Raw genomic sequence first — 23,197 nt, forward strand, 5'->3', positions numbered from 1 at the left:
ATCTCCAGGTGGCGCCCGGCATGACGCTCGACGAGATCGAGGAGAATGTGCGCTCCAACGGCTCAATCCTGACCGACGGCGCCGCCCAAGTGGCAGCACTCTACTATGTCGACCCACGCCGCTTCTCCAACGACGATAACGACGTTGACCTGACAGCCGGCCTGACGGCGCGCGTCCTCGAGCAGAACATGACGGTCTCCGCACCGGAATCGATCACGCCGCAGACCGAGGAATTCGCCGACGACATCATCCCGGTGCGCCAGTCGACCTCGATCATCAAGGCGATGACGGACTCGGGCTATCCCGAACTGCAGGCCAAGGGGCTGGCAGGCTACCTCTCACCGATGATCGGATCGGACGACCTCTCCAAGGGCGATGTGTTGCGCATCGGCATCCTGCAGAAAGGCGAACAAGCAAAGATCATCCGCGCCAGCATCTATCGCGGCACGCGCCATCTTGTCACCGTGGCGCTTGACGACCACGATCGGTTCGTGGCCGGCCGTGAACCACCTGAGATCGACGCAGTCACGACCGCCTTCGACGACAATTCGACATCGGTCCCGTCCAACCAGAATCTGCCACGCGTCTATGACGGCATTTATCGTGCCGCACTGTCCTACGGCATGACCAAGGACATGACCGCCCTGATCATCAAGCTGCTGGCAAGCAGCGTCGATTTCCAGGCGGAGCTGCGGCCGACCGACACGCTGGAAGCCTTCTTTTCCGTCGCCGATTCCAGCGGTCAGGCAACGGAGGATTCCGAGCTACTCTATGTGAACGCGCGTTTCGGCGACACACAGACCCGCTTCTACCGCTTCCAGGATGCGGAAGATGGGTCGATCGACTACTTCGATCAGGACGGCAAGAGCATTCGGCAATTCCTGCTGCGCAATCCCGTTCCGAACGGCATCTTCAAGTCAGGCTTCGGCATGCGCCGGCACCCGATCCTGGGCTTTGCCCGCATGCATACGGGCGTCGATTGGGCGGCACCGCGCGGCACGGCGATTATCGCAGTCGGCAACGGAACGGTCGAGAAGGCCGGCTGGGATTCCGGCGGTTATGGCAACCAGACCATCGTCCGCCACGCCAACGGCTACGAATCCTCCTACAATCACCAGAGCGCCATCGCCAAGGGCGTCGTTCCCGGCTCCAAGGTACGTCAGGGCCAGGTAATCGGCTGGGTTGGAACGACCGGCGAATCCACCGGTCCGCATCTGCACTACGAGATGATCGTCAACGGCACCAAGGTCGATCCGCTGCGCGTGCGCCTGCCAGGCGGCAAGTCGTTGAAGGGTGAGGCGTTGGCAAAATTCGAGGACGAGCGGCAGCGCATCGACACCCTCCTCGGCAACCAGCCGCCGCCACAAGTGGCAAGCAAGTAGCGTCCATCAAAAATGGCGGCCCGGGGCCGCCATTTTCTTTCCTGTTGTCGAGGCCTTAGGCCGCTTCGTTGACCGCGGAATTCCGCGTCCGGAACAGCAGCCGATCCGTACCGCCTGTGATCTTCACCGTCGAACCATCCGGAACCTGCCCGGAAAGGATCTGTTCGGCGAGCGGATCCTGCACGTATTTCTGGATCACCCGCTTCAGCGGCCGCGCACCATAGACCGGATCGTAACCCTTGTTGGCGAGCCAATTGCGGGCATCGTCATCGAGCTCGAGTGTGATCTTGCGTTCGGCAAGCAATGCCACCAGACGCATCAGCTGGATATCGACGATCGCGCCCATTTCCTCGCGCTTCAGGCGATGGAACAGGATGATCTCATCGATACGGTTTAGGAACTCCGGCCGGAAGTGACCGCGCACGACGTCCAGCACCTGCTCGCGGATCTCATCTGTGTCATGACCGTCGGGTAGCTCCGTCAACATCGTAGCACCGAGGTTCGACGTCATGATGATCATCGTGTTGCGGAAATCGACTGTCCGGCCCTGACCGTCGGTCAGGCGACCGTCGTCGAGCACCTGCAGCAGCACGTTGAAGACGTCAGGATGCGCCTTTTCGATCTCGTCGAAAAGAACGACCTGATACGGCCGCCGGCGAACGGCTTCCGTCAGCGAACCACCTTCCTCATAGCCGACATAGCCGGGAGGCGCGCCTATCAGCCTGGCCACCGAGTGCTTCTCCATGTACTCCGACATATCCATGCGCACCATCGCCGTTTCGTCGTCGAAGAGGAAGCGGGCAAGCGCCTTGGTCAGCTCCGTCTTGCCGACGCCGGTCGGGCCGAGGAAGATGAACGAGCCGATCGGCCGGTTCGGATCCTGCAGGCCGGCGCGCGCGCGGCGCACCGCCCGCGACACTGCCTGAACCGCATCACCCTGGCCGATCACCGATTTCGCCAGCTCGTCTTCCATACGCAGAAGCTTGTCGCGTTCGCCTTCCAGCATCTTGTCGACAGGGATACCGGTCCAGCGGGAAACGACATGCGCAATGTTGTCGGGGATGACGACCTCCTGCACCATGGCGCTGCGATCGCTGTCCTGCTGTTCGGCCTCCGTGAGCTTCTTTTCCAGTTCCGGAATGACGCCGTAAGTCAACTCGCCGGCGCGCTGAAACTCACCCTTGCGCTGGGCGATCGCCAGATCGTTGCGGGCCTCATCCAGCTGCTTCTTCAGATCGGCGGCGAGGCCGAGCTTCTGCTTTTCCGCCTGCCAGCGGGCCGTCAGGGCGTCGGCTTCTTCCTCGAGGCCAGTCAACTCGGTTTCAAGCCGCGTCAGCCGGTCGGCAGACGCCGTATCGGTTTCCTTCTTCAGCGCTTCGCGCTCGATCTTCAGCTGCATGATGCGGCGATCGAGTTCGTCCAGCTCTTCAGGCTTGGAATCCACCTGCATGCGCAGCCGCGCAGCGGCTTCGTCCATCAGGTCGATCGCCTTGTCGGGCAGGAAGCGGTCGGTGATGTAGCGGTTGGAAAGCGTCGCAGCCGCAACCAGGGCCGAATCCGAGATACGGACCTTGTGATGCTGCTCGTACTTTTCCTTCAAGCCACGCAAGATCGAAATCGTGTCCTCGACCGTCGGCTCCTCAACCATGACAGGCTGGAAGCGGCGGGCTAGGGCCGGATCTTTCTCAACGTGCTTGCGGTATTCGTCGAGCGTCGTCGCACCGACGCAGTGTAACTCGCCACGCGCAAGCGCCGGCTTCAGGAGGTTGGAGGCGTCCATCGCCCCATCCGCCTTGCCGGCACCAACCAGCGTGTGCATTTCGTCGATGAAGAGAATGATCTCGCCGTTTTCGGCCTGCACCTCGTTAAGCACGGCTTTCAGCCGCTCCTCGAACTCGCCGCGATATTTCGCGCCGGCGATCAGCGCGCCCATGTCGAGCGCCATCAACTTCTTGTCCTTGAGTGATTCAGGCACGTCGCCGTTGACGATACGCAGTGCGAGGCCTTCGACAATGGCGGTCTTGCCGACGCCAGGCTCGCCGATCAGCACGGGGTTGTTCTTGGTGCGGCGGGAGAGAACCTGGATCGTGCGGCGGATTTCGTCGTCACGGCCAATGACCGGATCGAGCTTGCCCTCGCGGGCTTCGCCGGTCAGATCGCGGGCATACTTCTTCAGCGAGTCGAAGCCTTGTTCGGCGTTCGAGCTGTCAGCGGTGCGGCCCTTGCGAATTTCATTGATGACTTGGTTGAGCGCCAGCGCGGTCACACCGGCATTCTTCAGCGTCGTCGACGTCGAAGCCGAAGACTCGATCGCCAATGCCTGCAGCAGGCGCTCGACCGTGACGAAGCTGTCGCCGGCCTTCTTCGCTGCCTCTTCGGCAGTGGAAAGCACCTTGGCAAGCGGCTGCGCGAGATAGATCTGCCCGTTGCCGCCGGATACCTTCGGCAGCTTGGCAAGTGCGGCATCGTTGGCAAGGCGCGCCGCTTTGGGATCACCGCCGGCGCGCTCGATCAGCGAGGCGGCCATGCCCTGGTCGTCGTCGAGCAGCACTTTCAGTACATGTTCGGGTGTGAACTGCTGGTGTCCCTGCGCAAGCGCATAGGTTTGGGCGGACTGAATAAAACCGCGCACCCGCTCGGAGTATTTTTCGATATTCATGCTGTACCTCCATGGATCGCCCTGCCCTCATAAGGCACAGGCCGATGACTGAGATTGAGCTCCCTTAAATGGCAAGCCCATTGTTCCGCCGCGGTTGGGATTTGCGGCTGACGAACCTGGGCTGGATATGGTGGAGGATTTCAAAAGTTTAAAGAGGCGATGACGTGAAAAACCCCGGCCTTTGCGACCGGGGGTTCTCATTTCATGTCCTGTCTCCGCCGGAGCCATGTCGGCTGCCGGCAGCCATCCAATCACTTGATTTCTTCGATGTCGTTGGGCTTCCAGGAGCCGTCAAAGGCCGGCTGCGTGGGTCCGTAGATGCGGATGTAGCTGAACCAGCCACGTCCGGACTGGGTTTTGATCCAACGGCCTTCGCCATCCTTCGGCGCCGTTGGACCAAAATAGAGGTCGACCGGCTTTGACGTGTCGATGTCCTTCAACTCGAAGAGCGAGCGGAGCGCCGCCTTGTCCTGATCCGTCTGCACGTCGGAGCGAGTCTGCGCGTCATAGAGCGTCACGGACCAGAGCAGCTTGCCCGGGACGGGCTGGGGAATCGTCAGCTTGTAGTTCTTGCTCCGTCCAGAAACGCACCGCTAGCGTCGCGAGCACCGAGCCAATAGAGCCGAGCCCGCGCCGGCCGAACGGTGGAACATTGCGGGCGTGACGATCGCCTGTGCGAACCAGCGATCATGTGCCTCCAGATCGACGCCCATCGGCGTCTCGAACTGGGCAGCGTTGGGAACCAGGCCGACCCACTCCCATTTGCGGTCCGGCCACGCAAAGCGGTCCGGCCGATCGCTATCGAACGCCGATACGAGAAGCTGGTCACGACCAACCTTCGCAGCTTTTTCGAGGATAGCTTTCGTACGGGCATCAGGTGCGAACGGCTTGCCCTTTTAGATACCGAGCGTCGCAAGAAGCCCTACATCGGTGTGAATTTCTCGACGAGGGGTTCCTCATCGATGATCCGCTGCAATACCTCCCGGAACTGGATGTTGTCCTCCCACTTGAGAGAGGTGCTGTCCATTGCCTTCTCGGTGGTGTCGACGATCGCGATTGGCTTCGGCTTGCTGGCCGTACTCAAAGGGTAGACCTTGATGGCGTGCAGCGCCTTCAGCGCCTTGTCCTGGTCGCCACCGACCGGCAGAGCGCGCACAGCAAGCAGAACTTTGTAGGTGGCCGACTTCCCGACATGGTAGCCCTTTGGCACCTTGCCCTTGTAGTCAGGCAGCAGGATGAGGTGCTTTCCACCCTTTCCGCCATCCGGGCCGGGGAGATTATGGTCGTTGATCAGGCCGATATAGGCGCCCGGCGGCAACTCAACCACCATCGGACCGTCCCTCTTTGGTGAGGACAGCCCGCGCCGTTTGGCCGGCGCGGGCTGTCGCGGTGTTTGCCTATTGCGGGGCAAGCCGCTCGAGTTCATTCAACCGCTTCAGTGCCGCTTGCTGGCGAAGCAGCCCGTAGTTGATGCCGCTGGCATTGAGCGAGCTGCCTTCCTGATACGGGAACTGGTCGAAGTCTGAGAAGAAGTCCTTGATCTTCCCCTGGATCGGAACGAGCAGCCACATGTTCCTTGCAAGGAACTCGATCGCTCCGCCACCGTCCTCCATGCCACGCTCGTAGGGGTCCATTCGCAGGTTGGCGATCATAGCCCATGCTGGGACTTCACGGGTGGCCGTGGCAATGTTGCCGTGGCTCGCGATGGCAAAGCTCAGCTTCCAGTCGTTCCAGCGAAGCGCATTGAGATTGCCGCCCTGATCGAAGTAGTAGACGACATCGCGCGGGCCGCTCTGAGCCTCACCCTTCAGGAAAGGCAAAAGATCATAGCCGTCCAGGTGAACCTTGAAATCCTTGGTCCCTGACTTGAACCCGGCCTTCATCTGCTCCTTGATGTCGGATATCCCGGCGGCGCTCGCGAATGTCGGCATCCAATCCATTAGCGTAACGATCTCATTCACCTCGGTCCCGGGTTTGACGACGCCCGGCCAGCGAACCATCATCGGAATGCGGAAGCCGCCCTCCCATGTCGTGCCCTTTTCACCGTGGAACGGCGTCTGGGCACCATCAGGCCACAAGGCAAGCTCGGCGCCGTTGTCGGTCGTGTAGAGAACGATAGTGTTGTCGGCGATGCCGAGCTGATCCAGCTGCTCGAGAAGCTGGCCGACGTGACCGTCGTGCTCCACCATACCGTCGGCATGAATGCCCTTGCCGGTTTTTCCAAGCGAGTCCGGCTTCAGATGGGTGAAGACGTGCATGCGGGTCGAGTTGAACCAGCAGAAGAACGGCTTGTCAGCTTTCGCTTGCCGATCGATGAAGTTCTTGGCGGCAGCCAGGAATTCCTCATCGACCGTCTCCATACGCTTCGTGTTGAGCGCACCGGTATCTTCGATCTTGCCGTCCGCAGTTGACTTGATCACGCCACGCGGACCGAACTGCCGGCGGAACGCCGGGTCCTTCGGGTAGAAGTAGCCTTCCGGCTCTTCCTCGGCGTTGAGGTGGTAGAGGTTGCCGAAGAACTCGTCGAAGCCATGCTTGGTCGGCAGGTGCTGGTCCTGGTCGCCGAGGTGGTTCTTGCCGAACTGGCCGGTCGCATAGCCCTGCGTCTTCAACACGTCGGCAATCGTCGGCATCCAGTCCTGAATGCCGTGCGGATCGCCGGGCATGCCGATCGTCAAGAGGCCGGTGCGGAATGGTTCTTGCCCGAGAATGAAGGAGGCGCGGCCCGCAGTGCAGCTCTGCTGGCCATAGGAATCGGTGAAGATTGCGCCTTCCCTGGCGATGCGGTCGATATTGGGCGTGCGATAGCCCATCAGCCCCATCGTGTAGGCGCTGATCTGCGGTATGCCGATGTCATCGCCGAAGATGACAAGAATATTCGGCTTCTTGCCGGATGGTGCCGCCGCCGTCTGCGCCTGGGCTGCTGCGAAACTCACCATGCTGGCGACCGTGGCGGCCCCGGCGGCAAGGGCTGTTGACCCTATCAGCAGATTACGGCGCGTGAGGTTGCTGGCGTCGGAGGAGGATGATCGTACGCTATCGTCGCTGGCCATTTCGCGTGTCTCCCGTCAAACGTGAACTTTTGGAATGTTGTCTGGTGATGAGATGCATCGGCGCGAACCAAAGAGGCATAGCCACAGCGTAGACGTAAGTACGTTACGGTAAATGCACGACACTTTAACGGTCGGAGGCGAGACGGCGGCAGAAACGAAAAAGGCCGCTCCATAGAGCGGCCTTTTATCCATTAGCTCGGATCGTTGAAGCGATCCGGTTATTCCGAAGCGGCATCCGCCAAAACAGGCGCATCGCCGGAACCTTCACCCTCGGCCGGAGCCTCGCCTTCCGCAGCGCGGCGCGGACGACGCGGACGGCTACCGGCAGTGCGGCGACGCGGCTGACGCTCGCGCGGCTGGCCTGCAGCACTTTCCTCGTCCATCGAAACCTCTGCCGGAATACCTTCGATCTCCGGCTGCGGGCCGCTGCCATCGTTCACCTCGGGCTGCGGCGCTTCAGCTGCGACCGGGGCCGGCTGCTGTTCCTGGCGACGCGGCTGGCGGTCTTCGTTGCGGCGCGGCTGCTCGTCGTTGCGACGCTGCGACTGTTCTTCCGAACGGCGCTGCTGATGCTCGTGCTGGTGACGCGGTGGCTGGACGATGACAACATCGTCATTGTCGATGGCTTCGACATCGTCACCATCGCGCTCCGCACCTTCACTGAATTCGTTGCGGTCGTCGCGCTGGAAGCGCTCCTGCATCTGCGCCTGAGCGGCTGCAATGATGCGGTTATAGTGTTCGGCGTGCTGCAGGTAGTTTTCAGCGATAACGCGATCGCCCGAACTCTGCGCGTCGCGCGCAAGTTGTGCGTACTTTTCAGCGATATGCTGCGCGGTACCACGAATCTTAACGTCTGGGCCGGAGCTGTCGTAGGTCCGCGTCAACGGGTTGCCGCCCTTGCGGTTGAAATTGTTGTTGTTGTTATTTCCGCCGCCGCCGCCGTTGTTATTGCCACGCCCGCGACCGCGCTTGTTCTGCTGTCCTGGCCTCATAGATCGTTCACCTGAATTCTCTGTTTGTTGTGGAGTTATGGCACCAACGGCCGTGGCCGGTTCACCGGCTCAGAGCCCTCGTGCCGCAAGCATACTGCGCCTTCGCGCCAACCTGCCGCTTGTTCTCAAGTCAGTTTGACTGATTCACGCATTGGGTCGTATTCAACCTTTGAAGCTCTCGTTTAAAAGAGCGGACCCCCGAGGCCGAGTTAGTTTCGAACGTCTCACCGTTCTGTCCTATCTCTCCAACGCGTGGGGTCAACCTATATTGCTTCCCGTGGAAATCCAAGCCTTTTCTTCGCAATGACACCAATGTCCTGTTCAGTGCTTAAAGTCGTCGCGCATCACTTGAGCGCGAACACAAGCGCCCGGTCATTCTGGCCGTAATCCTTTACGGATTCCAGAAGCTTGAAGCCTTCAGCCTCGAAAACGTCTGTCACGTCGTTTCGCTGGTCGTAGCCGATCTCAAGTCCCACAACGCCGTTCGGCTTTATGAACCTTGCCGCATCCTTGGCGATGGTTCTGTAGGCGTCAAGCCCATCCCGGCCGCCATCCAGTGCGGCATGGGGATCAAATTTCGTCACTTCGGGAGCGAGAGTGTGAACGACCTTAGAAGCGATATAGGGCGGATTTGAGACAATCGCGTGAAACGAGCCGTGGATATTCTGAAACCAACTGGATTGAATGGTTTCGAAGCGATCCTGCAATCCGTTTCTTTCCGCGTTTGATTTCGCCGTCTTCAATGCATCGGCCGATATATCGCTGCCGACGCCTGACGCTTCCGGACATTCGCTCAACAGAGCAAGGCATATCGCCCCGGTTCCGGTTCCTAGGTCCAGAATATGGATATGGCCCTCGGTATTTGCAAGGTCGCGCAGATAAGGAAGCATCGTATCGACGAGAATTTCCGTATCAGGCCGTGGCTCAAGGGTTTCCGCAGACAAAGACAGCGGCAGGCCATAGAATTCCCGTTCGCCGAGAATGCGGTGAACAGGCTCATGCGCCAGCCGGCGTTCGATGGCTTGCTCGATCATTGCCATCTGCTCTGTGCTGACGGTTTCGCCGCCACGTGTTACGATGGCGGTCGTCGAAAGTCCAAGCAGCCCTGCGACGAGCATACGGGCATCAGCCGAAGCACTGTCGACACCGGCTTCAGTGAAACGACGGCGAGCCTCGGCCAGCATTTGGGAAACCGTAGCCTCGGCCTGTTTCCCGCTCATGCTCATTGCTGCTCGCCGAGTTGCGCCAACTGGCTTGCCTGATAGTCGGCCATCAGCGCGTCGACCACCTCGTCTATCTCGCCGATCATCATCCGGTCGAGCTTGTAGAGTGTCAGATTGATCCGGTGGTCCGTCACCCGCCCCTGTGGGAAGTTGTAGGTGCGGATGCGTTCGGAGCGATCGCCGGAACCGACCTGGCTCTTGCGATCGGCGGAACGCTCGCTTTCGGCCCGTTGACGCTCGGCGTCGTAGAGACGCGAACGCAGAACCTGCATCGCCTTGGCGCGGTTCTGATGCTGCGATTTCTCGGAACTGGTGACGACGATGCCGGTCGGCAGATGGGTGATGCGCACCGCTGAGTCGGTGGTGTTGACGTGCTGGCCGCCAGCGCCGGATGAGCGCATCGTATCGATGCGGATGTCTTCTGGCCGGATCTCGATGTCGATTTCCTCCGCCTCCGGCAGAACCGCGACGGTCGCGGCCGAAGTGTGGATGCGACCGCCGGCTTCCGTTTCCGGCACGCGCTGGACACGGTGAACACCGGATTCAAACTTCAGCTTGGCAAATACGCCCTTGCCGGTGATGGTCGCGATGATTTCCTTGAAGCCGCCCGCCTCGCCTTCGCTCGACGACAGGACTTCGACCTTCCAGCCGTGGGCGGCTGCATAGCGCTCATACATCCGGAACAAATCACCAGCAAAGAGTGCGGCTTCCGAACCGCCGGTGCCAGCGCGGATTTCCAAAATAGCGCTCTTCTCGTCTGCTGCATCCTTCGGCAGCAGCAAGATCTGGATTTCCTGCTCCAGCGCCTCCAGCCGCTCCTTCACCTCGGGCAGCTCCAGTTCGGCCAGATCGCGCATCTCACGGTCCACCGACTTGTCGTTCAGCAGGGTTTCGAGGTCCGCAAGCTCGGCAATTGCCTTCTCGAAGGCGCGGATCTTCGTGACGACGGGCTGCAACTCGGAATATTCGGAGGCGAGCTTGACGTAGACGTCAGCCGAGGGGCCAGCCGACATGCGCGCTTCGATCTCGCCAAAACGGCGTTCCAGCTCGCGCATCTTTTCAACGGGAAGCTTCGCCACCCTTCACTCCGATTCTGCTTGTCTTGACCTAAAGAGGAATATTGTGAGCTTCCGCGAAGTGGGCAAGCACATCGCGGATCGAAGTCGCCGACTTGGTGTCGTCAAGCGCCTCGTTCATCACCTTCGCCAGCGTCTCAACCTCGAGACCGAGCAGCATCGCCTTGACCGGACCGATCGATGCTGGCGACATCGAAACCGAACGGAAGCCTATGCCGAGAAGCGCCATCGCCGAGATTGGCTTGCCGGCAAGCTCGCCGCACAAGGTCACGGGCGTGTTGTTGCGCTCGCCTGCCCGCACGATGTCGCGCAGGATCCTAAGGAACGGTTTGCCAAGCGGATCGAAGCGGTCGGACACGCGCGCATTGCCGCGATCGACCGCCATCGAAAACTGGAAGAGGTCATTCGACCCGACCGAGACGAAATCGACCGCCGACATCAGCTCGTCGAGCTGCCAGAGCAGCGCCGGCACCTCCAGCATCGCCCCGAACTGCAGCTTGCGCGGCAGGCCGTGGCCGAAGCGCGAAAGGTGCTGAACCTCCTTCTGCAGCAGTTCTCGCACGGCGGCGATCTCGGAAACCTCGGTTACCATTGGCACCATCAGCTTCAGCTCGATGCCGGCCGCCGCCTTCAGCATGGCGCGCAGCTGCGTGCGCAGCAGGCCCGGACGATCGAGCGAAAGGCGGATTGCCCGCCAGCCGAGCGCCGGATTTTCTTCCTCATGGCCACGGAAATAGGGAACGACCTTGTCGCCGCCGATATCAAGCGTGCGGAATGTCACAACTCGTCCGGCCGCCTGCTTCAGCACATTGCGATAAAACAGCTCCTGCTCTTCCGCCTTCGGCATGTTGGAGGCGATCATGAACTGCAGCTCGGTGCGGAACAGGCCAATGCCTTCAGCACCCGAGTCCGAAAGCTGCGGCAAATCGACCAGCAGCCCGGCGTTCATCATCAACGATACGCGCTGGCCGTCCCTGGTGCGCGACTCGACCGAGCGCAGCGCCCGGAACTGCTCCTGGCGGCGGGCGCGGAACCGTACCTTTTCCTCGTAGGAGCGCTGATGCTCCGGCATGGGGCGAAGGTGCACATGCCCGCCATCGCCGTCGATGATGACGGCATCGCCGTTTTCGGCGAGCGCCACCACGCCAGCGGCCTGGCCGATCACAGGAATGCCCATGGCACGCGCGACGATCACCACATGGCTCGTCACCGCACCTTCTTCCAGCACGAGCCCGCGCACATTGGCACGCGGATAGTCCAACAACTCAGCCGCACCCATGGCACGCGCCAGGATGATGGCGTCGCTTGGGAAACCGTCCCCCGCTGTGCGGCCGGTATAGCCGGTCAACTGCCGCAGCAGGCGGTTCGCGAGATCTTCGAAATCGTGCATCCGTTCCCGCAGATAGGGATCGGTCATGCGGATCATGCGCGCCTTGGTGTCGCTCTGCACCTTCTCGACGGCGGCTTCCGCGGTCAAACCGTTACGGATTGCTTCCTCGAGCTTGCGCACCCAGCCCTGGTCATGGGCGAACATGCGATAGGTTTCGAGAACCTCGCGGTGCTCGCCCTCCATCGAAACGTCGCGCTGCGACAGAAGGTCATCGATCGAGATGCGGAGCGACCCTAGCGCCTCGCCCAGGCGGCGGATTTCCTTCTCGGAATCCTCATTCAAAAGGTTGGTGACGACGATACGCGGCTCATGCAGCACGACGTAGCCGAGGCCGATGCCTTCATTATAGGTGTCGCCGTCGATGGTCACCGAACGCGTCAGGTCGAGTTCGAGCCCGGGCTTGGTGATCTTCTTGAGTTCGCCGGTGGCGATCATCTCCGCAAGCACCATCGCGGTCGTCTCGAGCGCTTCGAGCTCTTCTTCGCGGTAGGTGCGGCTCGCCTTGTTCTGCACGACCAAAACGCCGAGCGAGCGGCCGGTGCGCAGGATCGGCACGCCGAGGAACGAATGGTAGATCTCTTCGCCGGTTTCCGGCAGGTAGCGGAACGCCGGGTGCGATTGCGCGTCGGAGAGATTGAGAGGCTGCGCCGATGCCGCGATCGTACCGACCAGACCTTGTCCCATCTTGAGCTGGGACAGGTGGACCGCTTCCTTCTTCAGACCTTCGGTTGCATAGAGCTCGAGAACGCCGTCAGCGCGCAGCACATAGACGGAGCAAACCTCCGCCACCATGTTGCCTGCAATCTGGCGAACGATCCGATCGAGACGCTCCTGCGGCTCCAGCGGCTCCGCCATCAACTCGCGCAGCCGCTTGAGCAGCACGCGCGGACCGCCGGAAAGGTCTCTCATTGCGTCTCAAGCTCCAAAACAAACATCAAAGCCTCGCGGCCGACAGCCGCGTGACTTCACAACTTGAACGCGCGGCAGACTCGTTCAGAATCAGTTCTTATCGAGACCGTAGCAGGAATGCAAAGTCCTGACAGCGAGTTCCGCATAAGGACCATCAATCAGGATCGAAATTTTGATCTCAGAGGTGGTGATCGCCTTGATGTTGATGCCCTTGTCGGCCAGCGCCTTGAAAGCGGTGGCGGCAACGCCGGCGTGGCTGCGCATGCCGATACCGATGACCGACACTTTCACCAGGCCCGCTTCGTTCTGAACGACGTCGTACCCGATCTTTTCCTTGTTCTCGCCGAGAACCTTGATCGCCTTGTCGACATCACCCGAAGGAACCGTGAAGGTCATGTCGGTCTTCGAGCCGTCTTCCGAGATGTTCTGGACGATCATGTCGACATTGATGTGGCTTTCGGCCAGCGGTCCGAAGATCGCAGCGGAAACGCCCGGCCGGTCGGCAAGACGGCGAAGCGAGATCTGAGCCTCATCCTTGGCATAGGCGATGCCGGTGACTACTTCCTGTTCCACGATTTCATCCTCGTCACAAATCAGCGTTCCGGGCGGATTCAAGAAGTCACCCATGCCCGGAGCATCGGGATCTTCGAAAGAGGAGCGCACGAAGGTACGGACCTTGTGCACCATGGCAAGCTCGACGGAGCGAACCTGCAGAACCTTGGCGCCGAGCGACGCCATTTCGAGCATTTCCTCGAATGCGATCTTCTTCAGGCGGCGTGCCTGCGGCACGATGCGCGGATCGGTCGTGTAGACGCCGTCAACGTCGGTATAGATATCGCAGCGATCGGCCTTGACCGCAGCCGCGATCGCAACTGCCGACGTATCGGAGCCGCCGCGGCCGAGCGTCGCGATGCGGTTGTCGGGCCCAAGACCCTGGAAGCCGGCGATGACGGCAACCTGCCCCTCGCCCATACGCTTGATGATGTCGGAGCCATCGATATCGAGGATGCGGGCGGCGCCATGGGCGTTGTCGGTACGGATCGGGATCTGCCAACCCTGCCAAGAGCGGGCATTGATATCCATCGCCTGCAGCGCGATCGCGAGCAAGCCGGAGGTCACCTGCTCGCCCGATGCAACAACGGCATCATATTCGCGCGCATCGTAAAAAGGTGAATTGGCGCCGACGACCTTTGGCGTGCCTTGCACCCACCCGACCAGCTCGTTGGTCTTGCCGGACATGGCGGAGACGACCACCGCCACTTCGTGGCCGGCGTCGACTTCACGTTTCACATGGCGGGCAACGTTCTTGATGCGGTCCAGATCAGCGACGGACGTTCCGCCGAATTTCATTACGATGCGTGCCATATGCCTCTACCACGACCTAGCGCCGAGAGAGACCAAAGCCAGACCCGGCATCACGAACCCTGCATGGAGCCGCATGGCCGAAGAGCCCGGAATTGGGAGTTTCTGGAACCCTTCTAGAGCCTTGCACCCCAAGGGCCCAAGTTGCCGCGTCTCTTAGCGAGTTTGTTGGGGGGTGGCAAGGTGTGGAAAGGAGAATGCGACACCCTGGAACTGGCGGGTAAAAGTGGCAGCTGCCACCCCGGCTAGGCCTCCTCAGCCTCGAGGGCGTTGGGCAGCGCAGCAGAGGAGAGAAATCTGCCGGAGGTCTGAGACTTCCCTTCAACGCTCGATTTCGTCCTGCAGCTTCCTGAGGATGTCAATCAGCTGCGGCGCCATCTCCCGGATTTCCGTCAGATGGATAGCAGTCAGGCGCTTCAACACTCGCTCTGCCTTGTCGGTGAGCTCCAATGTCTGCCGGCGCTTGTCGTTCGGATCCGTGCGACGCGACACGTAGCCGGCTGTGACCAGACGTCCAACGAGCTCCGTTGCCGAATGGGGCGCGATCAGCAGCCGTTCAGCAAGCATTCCGATCGTCATCGAGTCTTCGCCGCGATGGCCCTTGATCGACAGCAATGCCTGATGCTGTTGCGTTGGGAGCCCCTCCTCTTGTGCCGCGGACGTGCTGAAATCCATGAAGCGGCGCAAGGTGTAGCGCAGATTGGACAAGGCCTCGTAGTCGGCGTCGGTCAGTCGTTCTCCGGGTGTCCTCAATGCAGATCCCTCGTGGCCATCATTGCATCCATGCGGCGACTTCCATTCTTCGATGATCCTGGAGCACGCGCAACGCCAGCATGAGTTCGGGAGCCATCTCCCGGATCTCGTAAAGATGCGCAGGCGTCAGCCGTCGCAATATCTCTTCCGCCTTGTCTGTCAACCGCACAATAGTCCGGCGCCTCTGCTTCACTTCGATAGTGACATAGCCACGTCCCTCAAGCGAGCGCGTAAGTTCGGCTGCAGATGCAGCCGGGACGAAGAGTCGCGCCGCCAAGGTTGAAACGCTCATCTGTTCTCCGCTTCCCAGTCCCTTGATCGCGAGTAGTGCCTGATGCTGTTGCGGCGATAGACCGAGCTTCTCCGCCGCCTTGGTGCTGAATTGGCGAAATTTTCGAATTCTGTACCTCAGGTTGGCCAACGCGGCATAGTCAACATCCGATAAGCTGCCGTTTTTGCCCGACACCATTTCTGCCTCCAGATCTGCTTGTTGATTTATATCGTATCACGATATATTTGCAACGTCGAACAAAAGCGTTTCAACGGGATCCTCCATGTACGAGCAATCGACCCCTCACCGGCCACATGACTTTACCGGCGGCCTCTCGCGGCGCGAGGCCGGGGACTTTACGACGGACAACCGCGTTCTCGCGCTGGTCGGCATGGCCGTGGTGGTCGGCTCCGGCGGTGCGTTCGCCGCCTGGGTCCTGGTGAGCCTGATTTCGCTGGTCACCAGTCTCGTGTGGTTCGGGCGTTTCAGTATTGCCGCCACCTCGCTTGCTGATGCACCGCGCTCCGTATGGATGGTTGCCATTCCCATCCTTGGCGGCCTTGTTATCGGGCTGATGGCCCGCTTCGGATCCAAGAAGATCCGCGGTCACGGCATCCCCGAGGCAATCGAGACGATCCTGATTGGTGGCAGCCCGATGTCGCCGAAGGTGGCGATTCTCAAGCCGCTCTCGTCGGCGATCTCCATCGGCACCGGCGGACCTTTTGGCGCCGAAGGGCCGATCATCATGACGGGCGGCGCCATCGGATCGCTCTTCGCGCAATGCTTCCACTTGAGCTCGGCCGAGCGCAAGACGCTCCTCGTCGCGGGTGCGGCCGCCGGCATGACCGCAATCTTCGGTTCACCGATTGCCGCAGTCATGCTCGCCGTAGAATTGCTGCTCTTCGAATGGAAGCCCAGAAGCTTCATCCCCGTTGCCATCGCGGCCTGCGTATCGATCTGCTGGCGCCCCTTCCTGTTCCAGGCCGGCCCTCTTTTTCCCAAGCAATTTCACATGGACCTTCCCTGGTGGGGCATCGCGCTCTGCGCTGCGATGGGGATTATTGCGGGGCTGCAATCCGGCCTGTTGACGACGATGCTCTACAAGATCGAAGATCTCTTCGAGGCCCTGCCGATCCATTGGATGTGGTGCCCGGCGATTGGCGGGTTGATCATCGGCCTCGGCGGCTTGATCGAGCCTCGCGCCCTCGGAGTCGGCTACGACATCATCGAAGGATTGCTGAACAGCACTCTTCTGCCGTCGGCCGTGTTGGCGGTCCTGCTTGTGAAAGCATTCATCTGGCTTGTGGCGCTGTCATCGGGCACATCCGGTGGCGTACTCGCGCCGCTGCTGATCTTCGGAGGAGCCCTCGGATGGCTGGTCGGCCTGGTGCTTCCCGGCGACCGGGATTCTGGGCCTTGCTGGGCATGGCCGCAATGATGGGAGGAACGATGCGCGCACCGCTGACGGGCACGTTCTTTGCCGTCGAACTCACCGGCGACGTTTCGATGCTGGTACCCCTCCTGGCGGCCACGGTAGCAGCCTACGTGGTGACCGTTCTCCTTCTTCGCCGGTCGATCCTCACCGAAAAGATCGCACGGCGCGGCCAACACATCACGCGAGAATACGGCATTGATCCCTTCGAATTGACGCGTGCGCGCGAGATCATGATCAAGGAGGTCGACACGCTTGCAGCAAGCATGACAGTCGGCGATGCCTGCGCCTTCTTCGCGACGCCTGCAAGAACGCACCGGGTTTATCCGGTCGTTGACGGCAGCGGTGTCCTCAAGGGACTGGTCTCCGGTAGCGATGCGTTGCGATGGCAGGACGCAGCCGCGTTTTCCGACCAACGTCTCGACGACATGGTGTCCGACGCATCTATCCCCGCGGCACATCCTGACGATACGGTCGGATATGTCGCTGACCTGATGTTGTCGACTGGCTCCGGCCGCATCCCGATCGTGGATCCACAGACCGCCAAGCTTCATGGCTTGATTGCGCGGAAGGACCTACTGCGCCTTCGAAGCACGCTGCGAGCGACGGAGACCGAGCGAAGGCCCTTTCTTGGGCCGCGCAGAGCAAATGACGAGCGCATGCTGACGTTGGAGAATTCAGAGGCTGCAGCTTCGCAGACCAACAACCCGCATCGCCTGGGCAAGGAGTTTCCGACCGACTGAACAGCGTCGCTGATTTGCTCGAAAGGCGCAGTTGCATCGCGCGGTGGAAACAGGCAGCCTAGTCGCGCCCGGAAATGCGCCTCCTTTATCGCCGGCGCCACTTGGTTCCAGGCCCGAGGGCTCCGATTGCATATGACGCGTGCGCAGCAAATCGGCGTTATTATTGGCCTCGCCATCGTCGCGGCGTTCACGATGCTGCGGGCAAGCGATCCACCACTGCTGCGGCAAATCCGCGACGTCACATTTGATGAATATCAGCGGATCTCACCGCGCGCCTTTGAGCCGACACCGGTCCGCATCATCGATATCGACGAGGCCTCGCTCAAGGAATTCGGCCAGTGGCCCTGGCCGCGCGACCGGCTGGCGCTTCTCGTGGAGCGCCTGTCCGATCTGGGAGCCGCCGCGATCGCCTTCGATGTGCTGTTTGCAGAACCGGACCGTCTCTCGCCGCGCACTGTCATGCGCGATGTCGCCGGCGTCGACCCGACGTTGCTGAGGCGGCTACCCGACAATGACGAGCTTTTCGCCCAAGCGATCGCCGGACGCCCCGTGGTGCTCGGCTTCGGCCTGACGACGGAGGGTAACTATCGGCCACCGGTCAAAGCAGGCTTCGCTTTCACCGGCGAGAGCCCCGTCAACGCGCCGCCCCGGCTCGACGCAGCGACACCGGTACGCCCGCAATTGCAGCTCAGTGCGACAGGTCTCGGCCACATCAGCCTCAATCCCGGCAATCCCTCCGCTGTCGTACGCAAGGTCCCGCTCTTTCTGACGGATGGGGAGCAGCTCTATCCGAATCTGGCGATCGAGGCGCTGCGTGTCGCCCAGGGCGCTTCGACCTATGTGTTGGCAGCCGCCCCCGAGGCTCCCGATACACTGACATCGGTCAAGATCGGTGAGTTCGTCATACCGGTGACTGCGAGCGGTGAGTTGTGGCTGTATATCAGTCCTGATGTCCCGCAACGCTATATCTCCGCCGGCAAGATCCTGGCGCCACAAGGCGTCGATCCGCAGGTCGCTGCCGCCATCGAAGGAAGCATCGTCTTTGTCGGCACATCCTCGGCTGGTCTGCAGGATATCCGCACGACGGCGCTCGGCCAGAACGTCCCTGGTGTTTCCATGCATGCCCAAACCGTCGAACAGATCCTGACGGGCCACTTTCTCTCCCGGCCCGATTGGGCGGATGGACTGGAAATTCTTGCGATTGCCATCCTAGGTACGCTCCTGGTGGTGCTGACGACCTTCGTCAGCCCGGCTGTGGCGCTTGCCTGCGGCCTATGCCTGACGGCATTGGCGCTTGCGGCCTCCTGGTTTGCCTTTTCCGCCTGGGGCCTGTTGCTCGATCCGCTCGCGCCGATCATTGCCGGCTCAATCACCCATTTCGCCGCCACCTCATTCCGCATCCTCGTTATCGACCGCGAGCGGCGCGCAGTCCGCCGTGCCTTCGGGCAGTATCTCTCACCCTCGCTGCTCTTTCGGATCGAGCACAGCCGCGATGCGATGCGGCTCGGCGGCGACGACCGCGAACTGACGGTGATGTTCGTCGACGTGCGCGGCTTCACCGAACTCAGCGAACGACTGCAGCCAGCCGAAGTCGTCCGCTTCCTGAATACGCTGCTCGATGCGTTGAGCCGCCACGTGACGGCCAATGAAGGGACGCTCGACAAATTCATCGGCGACTCGATCATGGCCTTCTGGAACGCCCCGGTGGATGTCAAAAATCATCCTGCCAAGGCAGTCCGCGCCGCCCTTGCCATGCGTGAGACGCTCGCTTCGCTCAACGCATCCGATGCTTTCGGCTTCGGCCCGGAGTATCAGGTCGGTATCGGCGTCGGCATTCACACCGGCCTTGCCTGCGTCGGCAACATGGGGGCCGAAACACGCTTCAACTATTCCGCCGTCGGCGACGCCGTCAACGTCGCGGCGCGCATCGAATCCGCCTGCAAGGAAGTTGGCTTCGACATTCTCGTCTCGGAAACCACGGCTGGCGAACTGGCGCATTTCGCACTCCTCGACGCCGGCCTGCTCGGACTGAAAGGCAAGAGCAGCCGGGCGCGCCTCTATGCCGTTGTCGGTGGCGAGCACGTTCGCGGTTCAAGTGCATTTGCCGAGATGCATCGCATTCATACGGAGCTTGTCGCCGCGCTCCGCGCCCATTCGGCGGAGACACGCAAGCTGCTCAATATCGCCAAGCTCAAGTCAGCCGAGCTAACCGCGACCCTGCCCCAATTCTATAGCCGCCTCGGGCGCCGGGCGGACCACTTCCGCGACAGTCCCGGCAATGACGATGACGGTATTGGCGCGGCTCTGCCGCATGAAACCAAGCTTCACCTCGAACCCTGATTGCGGCTCTTACGACCACGACCCATCGCGATCGTGGTCTCATCATCGCCAATTGCGCCCACGGTCGCGGTCAAAAGGGCCTCGACCGAAGTGATCCCAACCGCGATGGTGATCCCAGTCGTGATGGTGGTCACGGTCGTGGTGGTGATGGTGATCAGGCTTGTCCGGCTTGTCGGGTGGATCCGGCGTGTCCGGGGGCTGTTGCGGTGTCTGCGGCAATTGGGACGGTTGAGGTGCCTGTGGCGCCTGCTGCGGCGCCTGGGGTGCCTGCGGCGCCGGCCGCTCCTGCCGCTGCGGCCGGGGCCGGTCCTGACGGTCCTGGCGCAGGGACGCCAGCCCGCAACTGGTGCGAATGCCGCCGAGCGCGCCCGAAAGCTGCTGATCGCCGGACAGGAAGGGCAACGCTCGCGGATTACTCAGTGTCTGCAGCGTGCTGCGATCGACCTTGCTCGGATCCGTCATTCGGCCGCCGCGGGTTGCGACCACGCAGTCGCATTGCTGACGCAACTGCTTGCAGCCCCCTGGGCCGCAGAAACTTGCGGCACCGTTCAACAACACGATCGCCGTCGTACCGTTCGGGCCGACGTAGAAATCGAACGCCGTTCCGCGCACCCCGATCGTGCCGGCCGGAGTTACAATCGAGTAGGCCGACGAGGCTGAATTGCCGCTGATCCAGCGGAACGTGCCTTTCGCCGCCTTGATCGAAAGCCTCTTCACGGAGGCCGAATCGTCATAAACGAACTTGTCGATCACGACCGTCGACCCCGCACCGACAGCCAGTTTGGTGCCATCCTTGAAGATGAATTGTCCAAGGCCGGACTGCGATGTGCGGATGCGCTCGTCCTTATGGACGGGGGATCGCACAACCAGCGGGCCGGTCTCGCCTGAAACCTCGGTTCGAATCAGTGTTGCCTGCCCAACCGGCTCGGCGGAGAAAGCCTGCAGCGGACCGAATAAAGCAAAGAAGACACCTGCAGCGACAGCACCACAGAAGCGAGACATGGTCGACCCCCGATAAACTGTCAGTATATTAGCATATTGTTAACTTTAACGTCTTCTCATCTTCTTGGTGTAGGGAGTACGGCTTTCGCCTTCACCGGGAGTTGCTTGCGCACCACGCCCGCGGTCAGCTCTTGACTTCCTCACAGCTTCGTCCGACTTCACTCAGAACGAATGCGAGGACAAAAGCATGAGCGAAGCGGCAAAAAGCACGATCGACCAGGAAGAGGTGGACCGCTTTTCGGCGATGGCGGCCGAATGGTGGAGCCCCACCGGTAAATTCAAGCCACTGCACAAATTCAACCCCGTGCGGCTCGCCTATATTCGCGATAAGGCAGCGGAAAACTTCGGCCGCGACGTTCGTTCCCCAAGGCCGCTAGAGGGTCTTCGCGTCCTCGACATTGGCTGCGGTGGCGGTTTGCTCTCGGAGCCGGTGGCCCGCATGGGTGCCAGCGTCGTCGGTGCAGATCCATCGGAAAAGAACATCGGCATCGCTTCGACCCATGCGAAAGCCTCAGGCGTATCCGTCGATTACCGTGCCGTCACGGCCGAACAGCTTGCAGAGGCCGGCGAAACCTTCGACATCGTTCTCAACATGGAGGTCGTGGAACACGTCGCCGACGTCGATTTCTTCCTGGGCACCTGCGCAAAGATGGTTCGCCCGGGTGGCTTGATGTTCGTCGCAACGATCAACCGGACGATGAAGGCCGCCGCGCTCGCCATCTTTGCGGCAGAAAATATCCTGCGGTGGCTGCCGCGCGGCACTCATCAATATGAGAAGCTGGTCCGTCCCGAAGAGATCGAAAAGCCGGTTGCGGACAATGGCCTTTCGATCATCGATCGCACGGGCGTCTTCTTCAATCCGCTGTCAAACCAGTGGAATCTGTCGAAGGACATGGATGTGAACTACATGATGCTGGCGAAACGCCCTGGCTAATAGAGGTCGCGAGGGTCAGACCCCTCGACGCGCCTGTCTCGAGCCACAGCACTCCTTGAAAGGCTTGCCCGAGCCGCATGGACACAGGTCGCGACTGCGCCGTTGCAGGCGACCGATCAAGGGCACCTTCACGGCCGATGGCAGCGACGATGCCACGAAGGCGACCAGCTTCGCCGAAAGGCTTGGAATCACCAGACGGCGTCCGGCTTTGAACCCGCGCCAGGCGCGCTCGGCCACATAGTCCGAGCTGAGCTTGGGCAGGATCTTGAACAGAGCCGCCCGACCAGCACCAGACCGCTCCAGAAACTCCGTCGCAACGGGCCCAGGCGCAACGCAGGTAACCGTCACGCCGGTTGATCTGACCTCTTGATGCAGCGCCTCCGAGAAGGAGCGGACGAAGGCCTTGCTGGCGTAGTACAGCGCCATGTTCGGACCCGGGGTGAAACCCGCAATGGAGCCGAGATTGAGCACGCCGCCGCGGCCACGCGCCACCATACCCGGCAGGAAGTGCAGGGTCAGGTCAGTGAGTGCCCGGATGTTAAGGTCGACCATGCCAAGCTGGTCGGCAATCGGCAGTGTCGTTGCCGCACCGCGCAAACCATAGCCGGCGCTGTTGACCAGCACCTCGCAAACAAGGCCGTTGGCCGTAAGGAAGTCCTTCAGCCGCGCCGATGCGTCGGCCGCAAGCAGGTCGAGCGAGAGGGTGAATGCTGGGCCGCCTGCCGTTTTCACATCATCCGCAGCCGCCTCCAGTCCATCCAGCGACCGCGCAACGAGGACGACCGTCGCACCTTCTCGGGCCGCCACCTTGGCAATCGCCCGGCCGATGCCACGGGACCCACCGACCACGACGACGGCGGGGCGCAATGCTTCACGCTGTTCGTCTGTCATGGTGCCATCCCCGACACCGCCCCATCGGGGATCGCTTCGCCTGAAGCCATCCCGCGGACTTCGTCGGCAATCGCCCCATTCAGGATACTTTCGAAGCGAACGAGCGCACGGGCAACGTTCGCGCCATCCATGACCCGGTGATCATAGTGGATGCGCACGGTGACCGTTCCGTCTTCGGAGATCGGGCCATAATTGAAAATGGTGGTCAGCGGCGTTAGAGGGTTCAACGACTCCGCCCCCAGGCCCGAATAGACCGACAGCTGGAATGTGCCGAAGCGCCGTCCGCGTTGACGGCCAAGGTTCAGCCCAAGCCACATCAGGAGCCATCGGATCGGGCCGGGTGCGCGCGCAAATTTCAGCGCCCTGCGGAATTCCTTGATCTCATGGATCGGCTTTGATCTGGCTGCAAGAAAATGTCCCTCGATCTCGGCAATGGACCGATGCTCCGGATCCTTGATCGTGCTCAGCAGAACGATTCGCTCGCCCTCATGCTCGCGCTCATGCGCAACGGAGGCGACACTGACCGGATATTCGTAGAGTTGCGGCCGGGGCAGCTTGACATAGGCACGCCGCAACTCCGCCACGTCCTGGCTGAGAAGGGCATAGCCCTTCAGGAACAACACCGTCCAGGACGTCTTGCTCTGCTGCGCCATCCTCGCTTGCTGTAGCGGCGCGAGATTCATCTGCCGCTGCACCGTGACGCGCGGCACGCCGATCGAGAACCGCATCAGGTCTCCGACCAGACGTCGTGATGGCGAAAGCTTGACGGCGCGTCCCCGCATCCT

The 23,197-nt window shown here is 61.3% G+C and carries 18 protein-coding genes and 1 pseudogene (1 of these 19 only partly in view); 5 read left to right on the plus strand and 14 right to left on the minus strand.

The genetic code is table 11. The annotated features are described in order from the left end of the window. Positions 1–1,382, plus strand: partial view of a M23 family metallopeptidase gene (locus AC1DPR_RS18180; protein ID WP_018860468.1) — the 3' portion only. 559 nt of this gene lie to the left of the window's left edge; the window shows 1,382 of its 1,941 coding nt (coding positions 560–1,941); its start codon lies beyond the left edge, outside the window; it ends in the stop codon at positions 1,380–1,382. Positions 1,383–1,437: 55 nt separating this feature from the next. Here the strand turns inward: AC1DPR_RS18180 and clpB are convergent, their stop codons facing one another. From clpB to AC1DPR_RS18235, 11 genes are all read right to left on the minus strand, one after another. Further along, a complete protein-coding gene (gene clpB, locus AC1DPR_RS18185) occupies positions 1,438–4,041 on the minus strand; it encodes an ATP-dependent chaperone ClpB (protein ID WP_169681319.1) in 2,604 nt (867 codons plus the stop codon). Between the two features lie 251 nt (positions 4,042–4,292). Then, positions 4,293–4,559 carry a DUF1214 domain-containing protein gene (locus AC1DPR_RS18190; RefSeq protein WP_026371858.1) on the minus strand — a complete coding sequence of 89 codons (267 nt, stop codon included), beginning with the start codon at positions 4,557–4,559 and terminating at the stop codon, positions 4,293–4,295. A 404-nt stretch (positions 4,560–4,963) separates the two neighbouring features. Next, a complete protein-coding gene (locus AC1DPR_RS18195) occupies positions 4,964–5,371 on the minus strand; it encodes a DUF1254 domain-containing protein (RefSeq protein WP_477816830.1) in 408 nt (135 codons plus the stop codon). Positions 5,372–5,438: 67 nt separating this feature from the next. Beyond that, positions 5,439–7,094 carry an arylsulfatase gene (locus tag AC1DPR_RS18200; protein WP_113471544.1) on the minus strand — a complete coding sequence of 552 codons (1,656 nt, stop codon included), beginning with the start codon at positions 7,092–7,094 and terminating at the stop codon, positions 5,439–5,441. A gap of 218 nt (positions 7,095–7,312) precedes the next feature. Continuing rightward, positions 7,313–8,086: a DUF4167 domain-containing protein gene (locus tag AC1DPR_RS18205; RefSeq protein ID WP_025661665.1), complete on the minus strand. Its 774-nt coding sequence runs from the start codon at positions 8,084–8,086 to the stop codon at positions 7,313–7,315. A 344-nt stretch (positions 8,087–8,430) separates the two neighbouring features. Continuing rightward, on the minus strand, positions 8,431–9,312 hold the full coding sequence (prmC, locus tag AC1DPR_RS18210; protein ID WP_018857871.1) for a peptide chain release factor N(5)-glutamine methyltransferase: 882 nt from the start codon (positions 9,310–9,312) through the stop codon (positions 8,431–8,433). Then, positions 9,309–10,388: a peptide chain release factor 1 gene (prfA, locus tag AC1DPR_RS18215; RefSeq protein WP_018857870.1), complete on the minus strand. Its 1,080-nt coding sequence runs from the start codon at positions 10,386–10,388 to the stop codon at positions 9,309–9,311. The genes prmC and prfA overlap by 4 nt, the downstream gene beginning before the upstream one ends. A 28-nt stretch (positions 10,389–10,416) precedes the next feature. Further along, a complete protein-coding gene (ptsP, locus tag AC1DPR_RS18220; RefSeq protein WP_018857869.1) occupies positions 10,417–12,684 on the minus strand; it encodes a phosphoenolpyruvate--protein phosphotransferase in 2,268 nt (755 codons plus the stop codon). A gap of 90 nt (positions 12,685–12,774) precedes the next feature. After that, positions 12,775–14,049, minus strand: coding sequence for an aspartate kinase (locus AC1DPR_RS18225; RefSeq protein ID WP_018857868.1), 1,275 nt, complete (start codon positions 14,047–14,049; stop codon positions 12,775–12,777). Between the two features lie 318 nt (positions 14,050–14,367). After that, positions 14,368–14,799, minus strand: a complete 432-nt coding sequence (locus AC1DPR_RS18230; protein WP_018857867.1) for a MarR family winged helix-turn-helix transcriptional regulator — start codon at positions 14,797–14,799, stop codon at positions 14,368–14,370. 19 nt (positions 14,800–14,818) lie between these two features. Beyond that, on the minus strand, positions 14,819–15,268 hold the full coding sequence (locus AC1DPR_RS18235; RefSeq protein ID WP_018857866.1) for a MarR family winged helix-turn-helix transcriptional regulator: 450 nt from the start codon (positions 15,266–15,268) through the stop codon (positions 14,819–14,821). A 376-nt stretch (positions 15,269–15,644) separates the two neighbouring features. Here AC1DPR_RS18235 and AC1DPR_RS18240 point away from each other — a divergent pair. From AC1DPR_RS18240 to AC1DPR_RS18250, 3 genes and pseudogenes are all read left to right on the plus strand, one after another. Then, positions 15,645–16,831: pseudogene (locus AC1DPR_RS18240) on the plus strand (chloride channel protein); the annotation flags it as partial. 165 nt (positions 16,832–16,996) lie between these two features. Beyond that, on the plus strand, positions 16,997–17,245 hold the full coding sequence (locus tag AC1DPR_RS18245) for a hypothetical protein (protein WP_477816869.1): 249 nt from the start codon (positions 16,997–16,999) through the stop codon (positions 17,243–17,245). Between the two features lie 132 nt (positions 17,246–17,377). Then, a complete protein-coding gene (locus AC1DPR_RS18250) occupies positions 17,378–19,585 on the plus strand; it encodes a CHASE2 domain-containing protein (RefSeq protein WP_018857864.1) in 2,208 nt (735 codons plus the stop codon). Between the two features lie 42 nt (positions 19,586–19,627). On the opposite strand, the gene AC1DPR_RS18255 is transcribed toward AC1DPR_RS18250, so the two are convergent. After that, positions 19,628–20,587, minus strand: a complete 960-nt coding sequence (locus AC1DPR_RS18255) for a FecR family protein (RefSeq protein WP_192303287.1) — start codon at positions 20,585–20,587, stop codon at positions 19,628–19,630. A gap of 187 nt (positions 20,588–20,774) precedes the next feature. Here AC1DPR_RS18255 and ubiG point away from each other — a divergent pair, with 187 nt between their 5' ends. Continuing rightward, positions 20,775–21,521 (plus strand): bifunctional 2-polyprenyl-6-hydroxyphenol methylase/3-demethylubiquinol 3-O-methyltransferase UbiG, encoded by a 747-nt coding sequence (gene ubiG, locus AC1DPR_RS18260; protein ID WP_018857862.1) that lies wholly within the window; start codon positions 20,775–20,777, stop codon positions 21,519–21,521. A 15-nt stretch (positions 21,522–21,536) separates the two neighbouring features. On the opposite strand, the gene AC1DPR_RS18265 is transcribed toward ubiG, so the two are convergent. Beyond that, entirely contained in the window at positions 21,537–22,412 is an 876-nt protein-coding gene (locus AC1DPR_RS18265) for an SDR family NAD(P)-dependent oxidoreductase (protein WP_113471538.1), read from the minus strand. After that, complete coding sequence (locus AC1DPR_RS18270) at positions 22,409–23,194, minus strand: hypothetical protein (protein ID WP_026371856.1); 786 nt, start codon at positions 23,192–23,194, stop codon at positions 22,409–22,411. Before AC1DPR_RS18270 ends, AC1DPR_RS18265 begins: the two co-directional genes overlap by 4 nt. Positions 23,195–23,197: the final 3 nt, after the last annotated feature.

It is taken from the genome of Rhizobium sp. 01T417, from assembly GCF_056398905.1.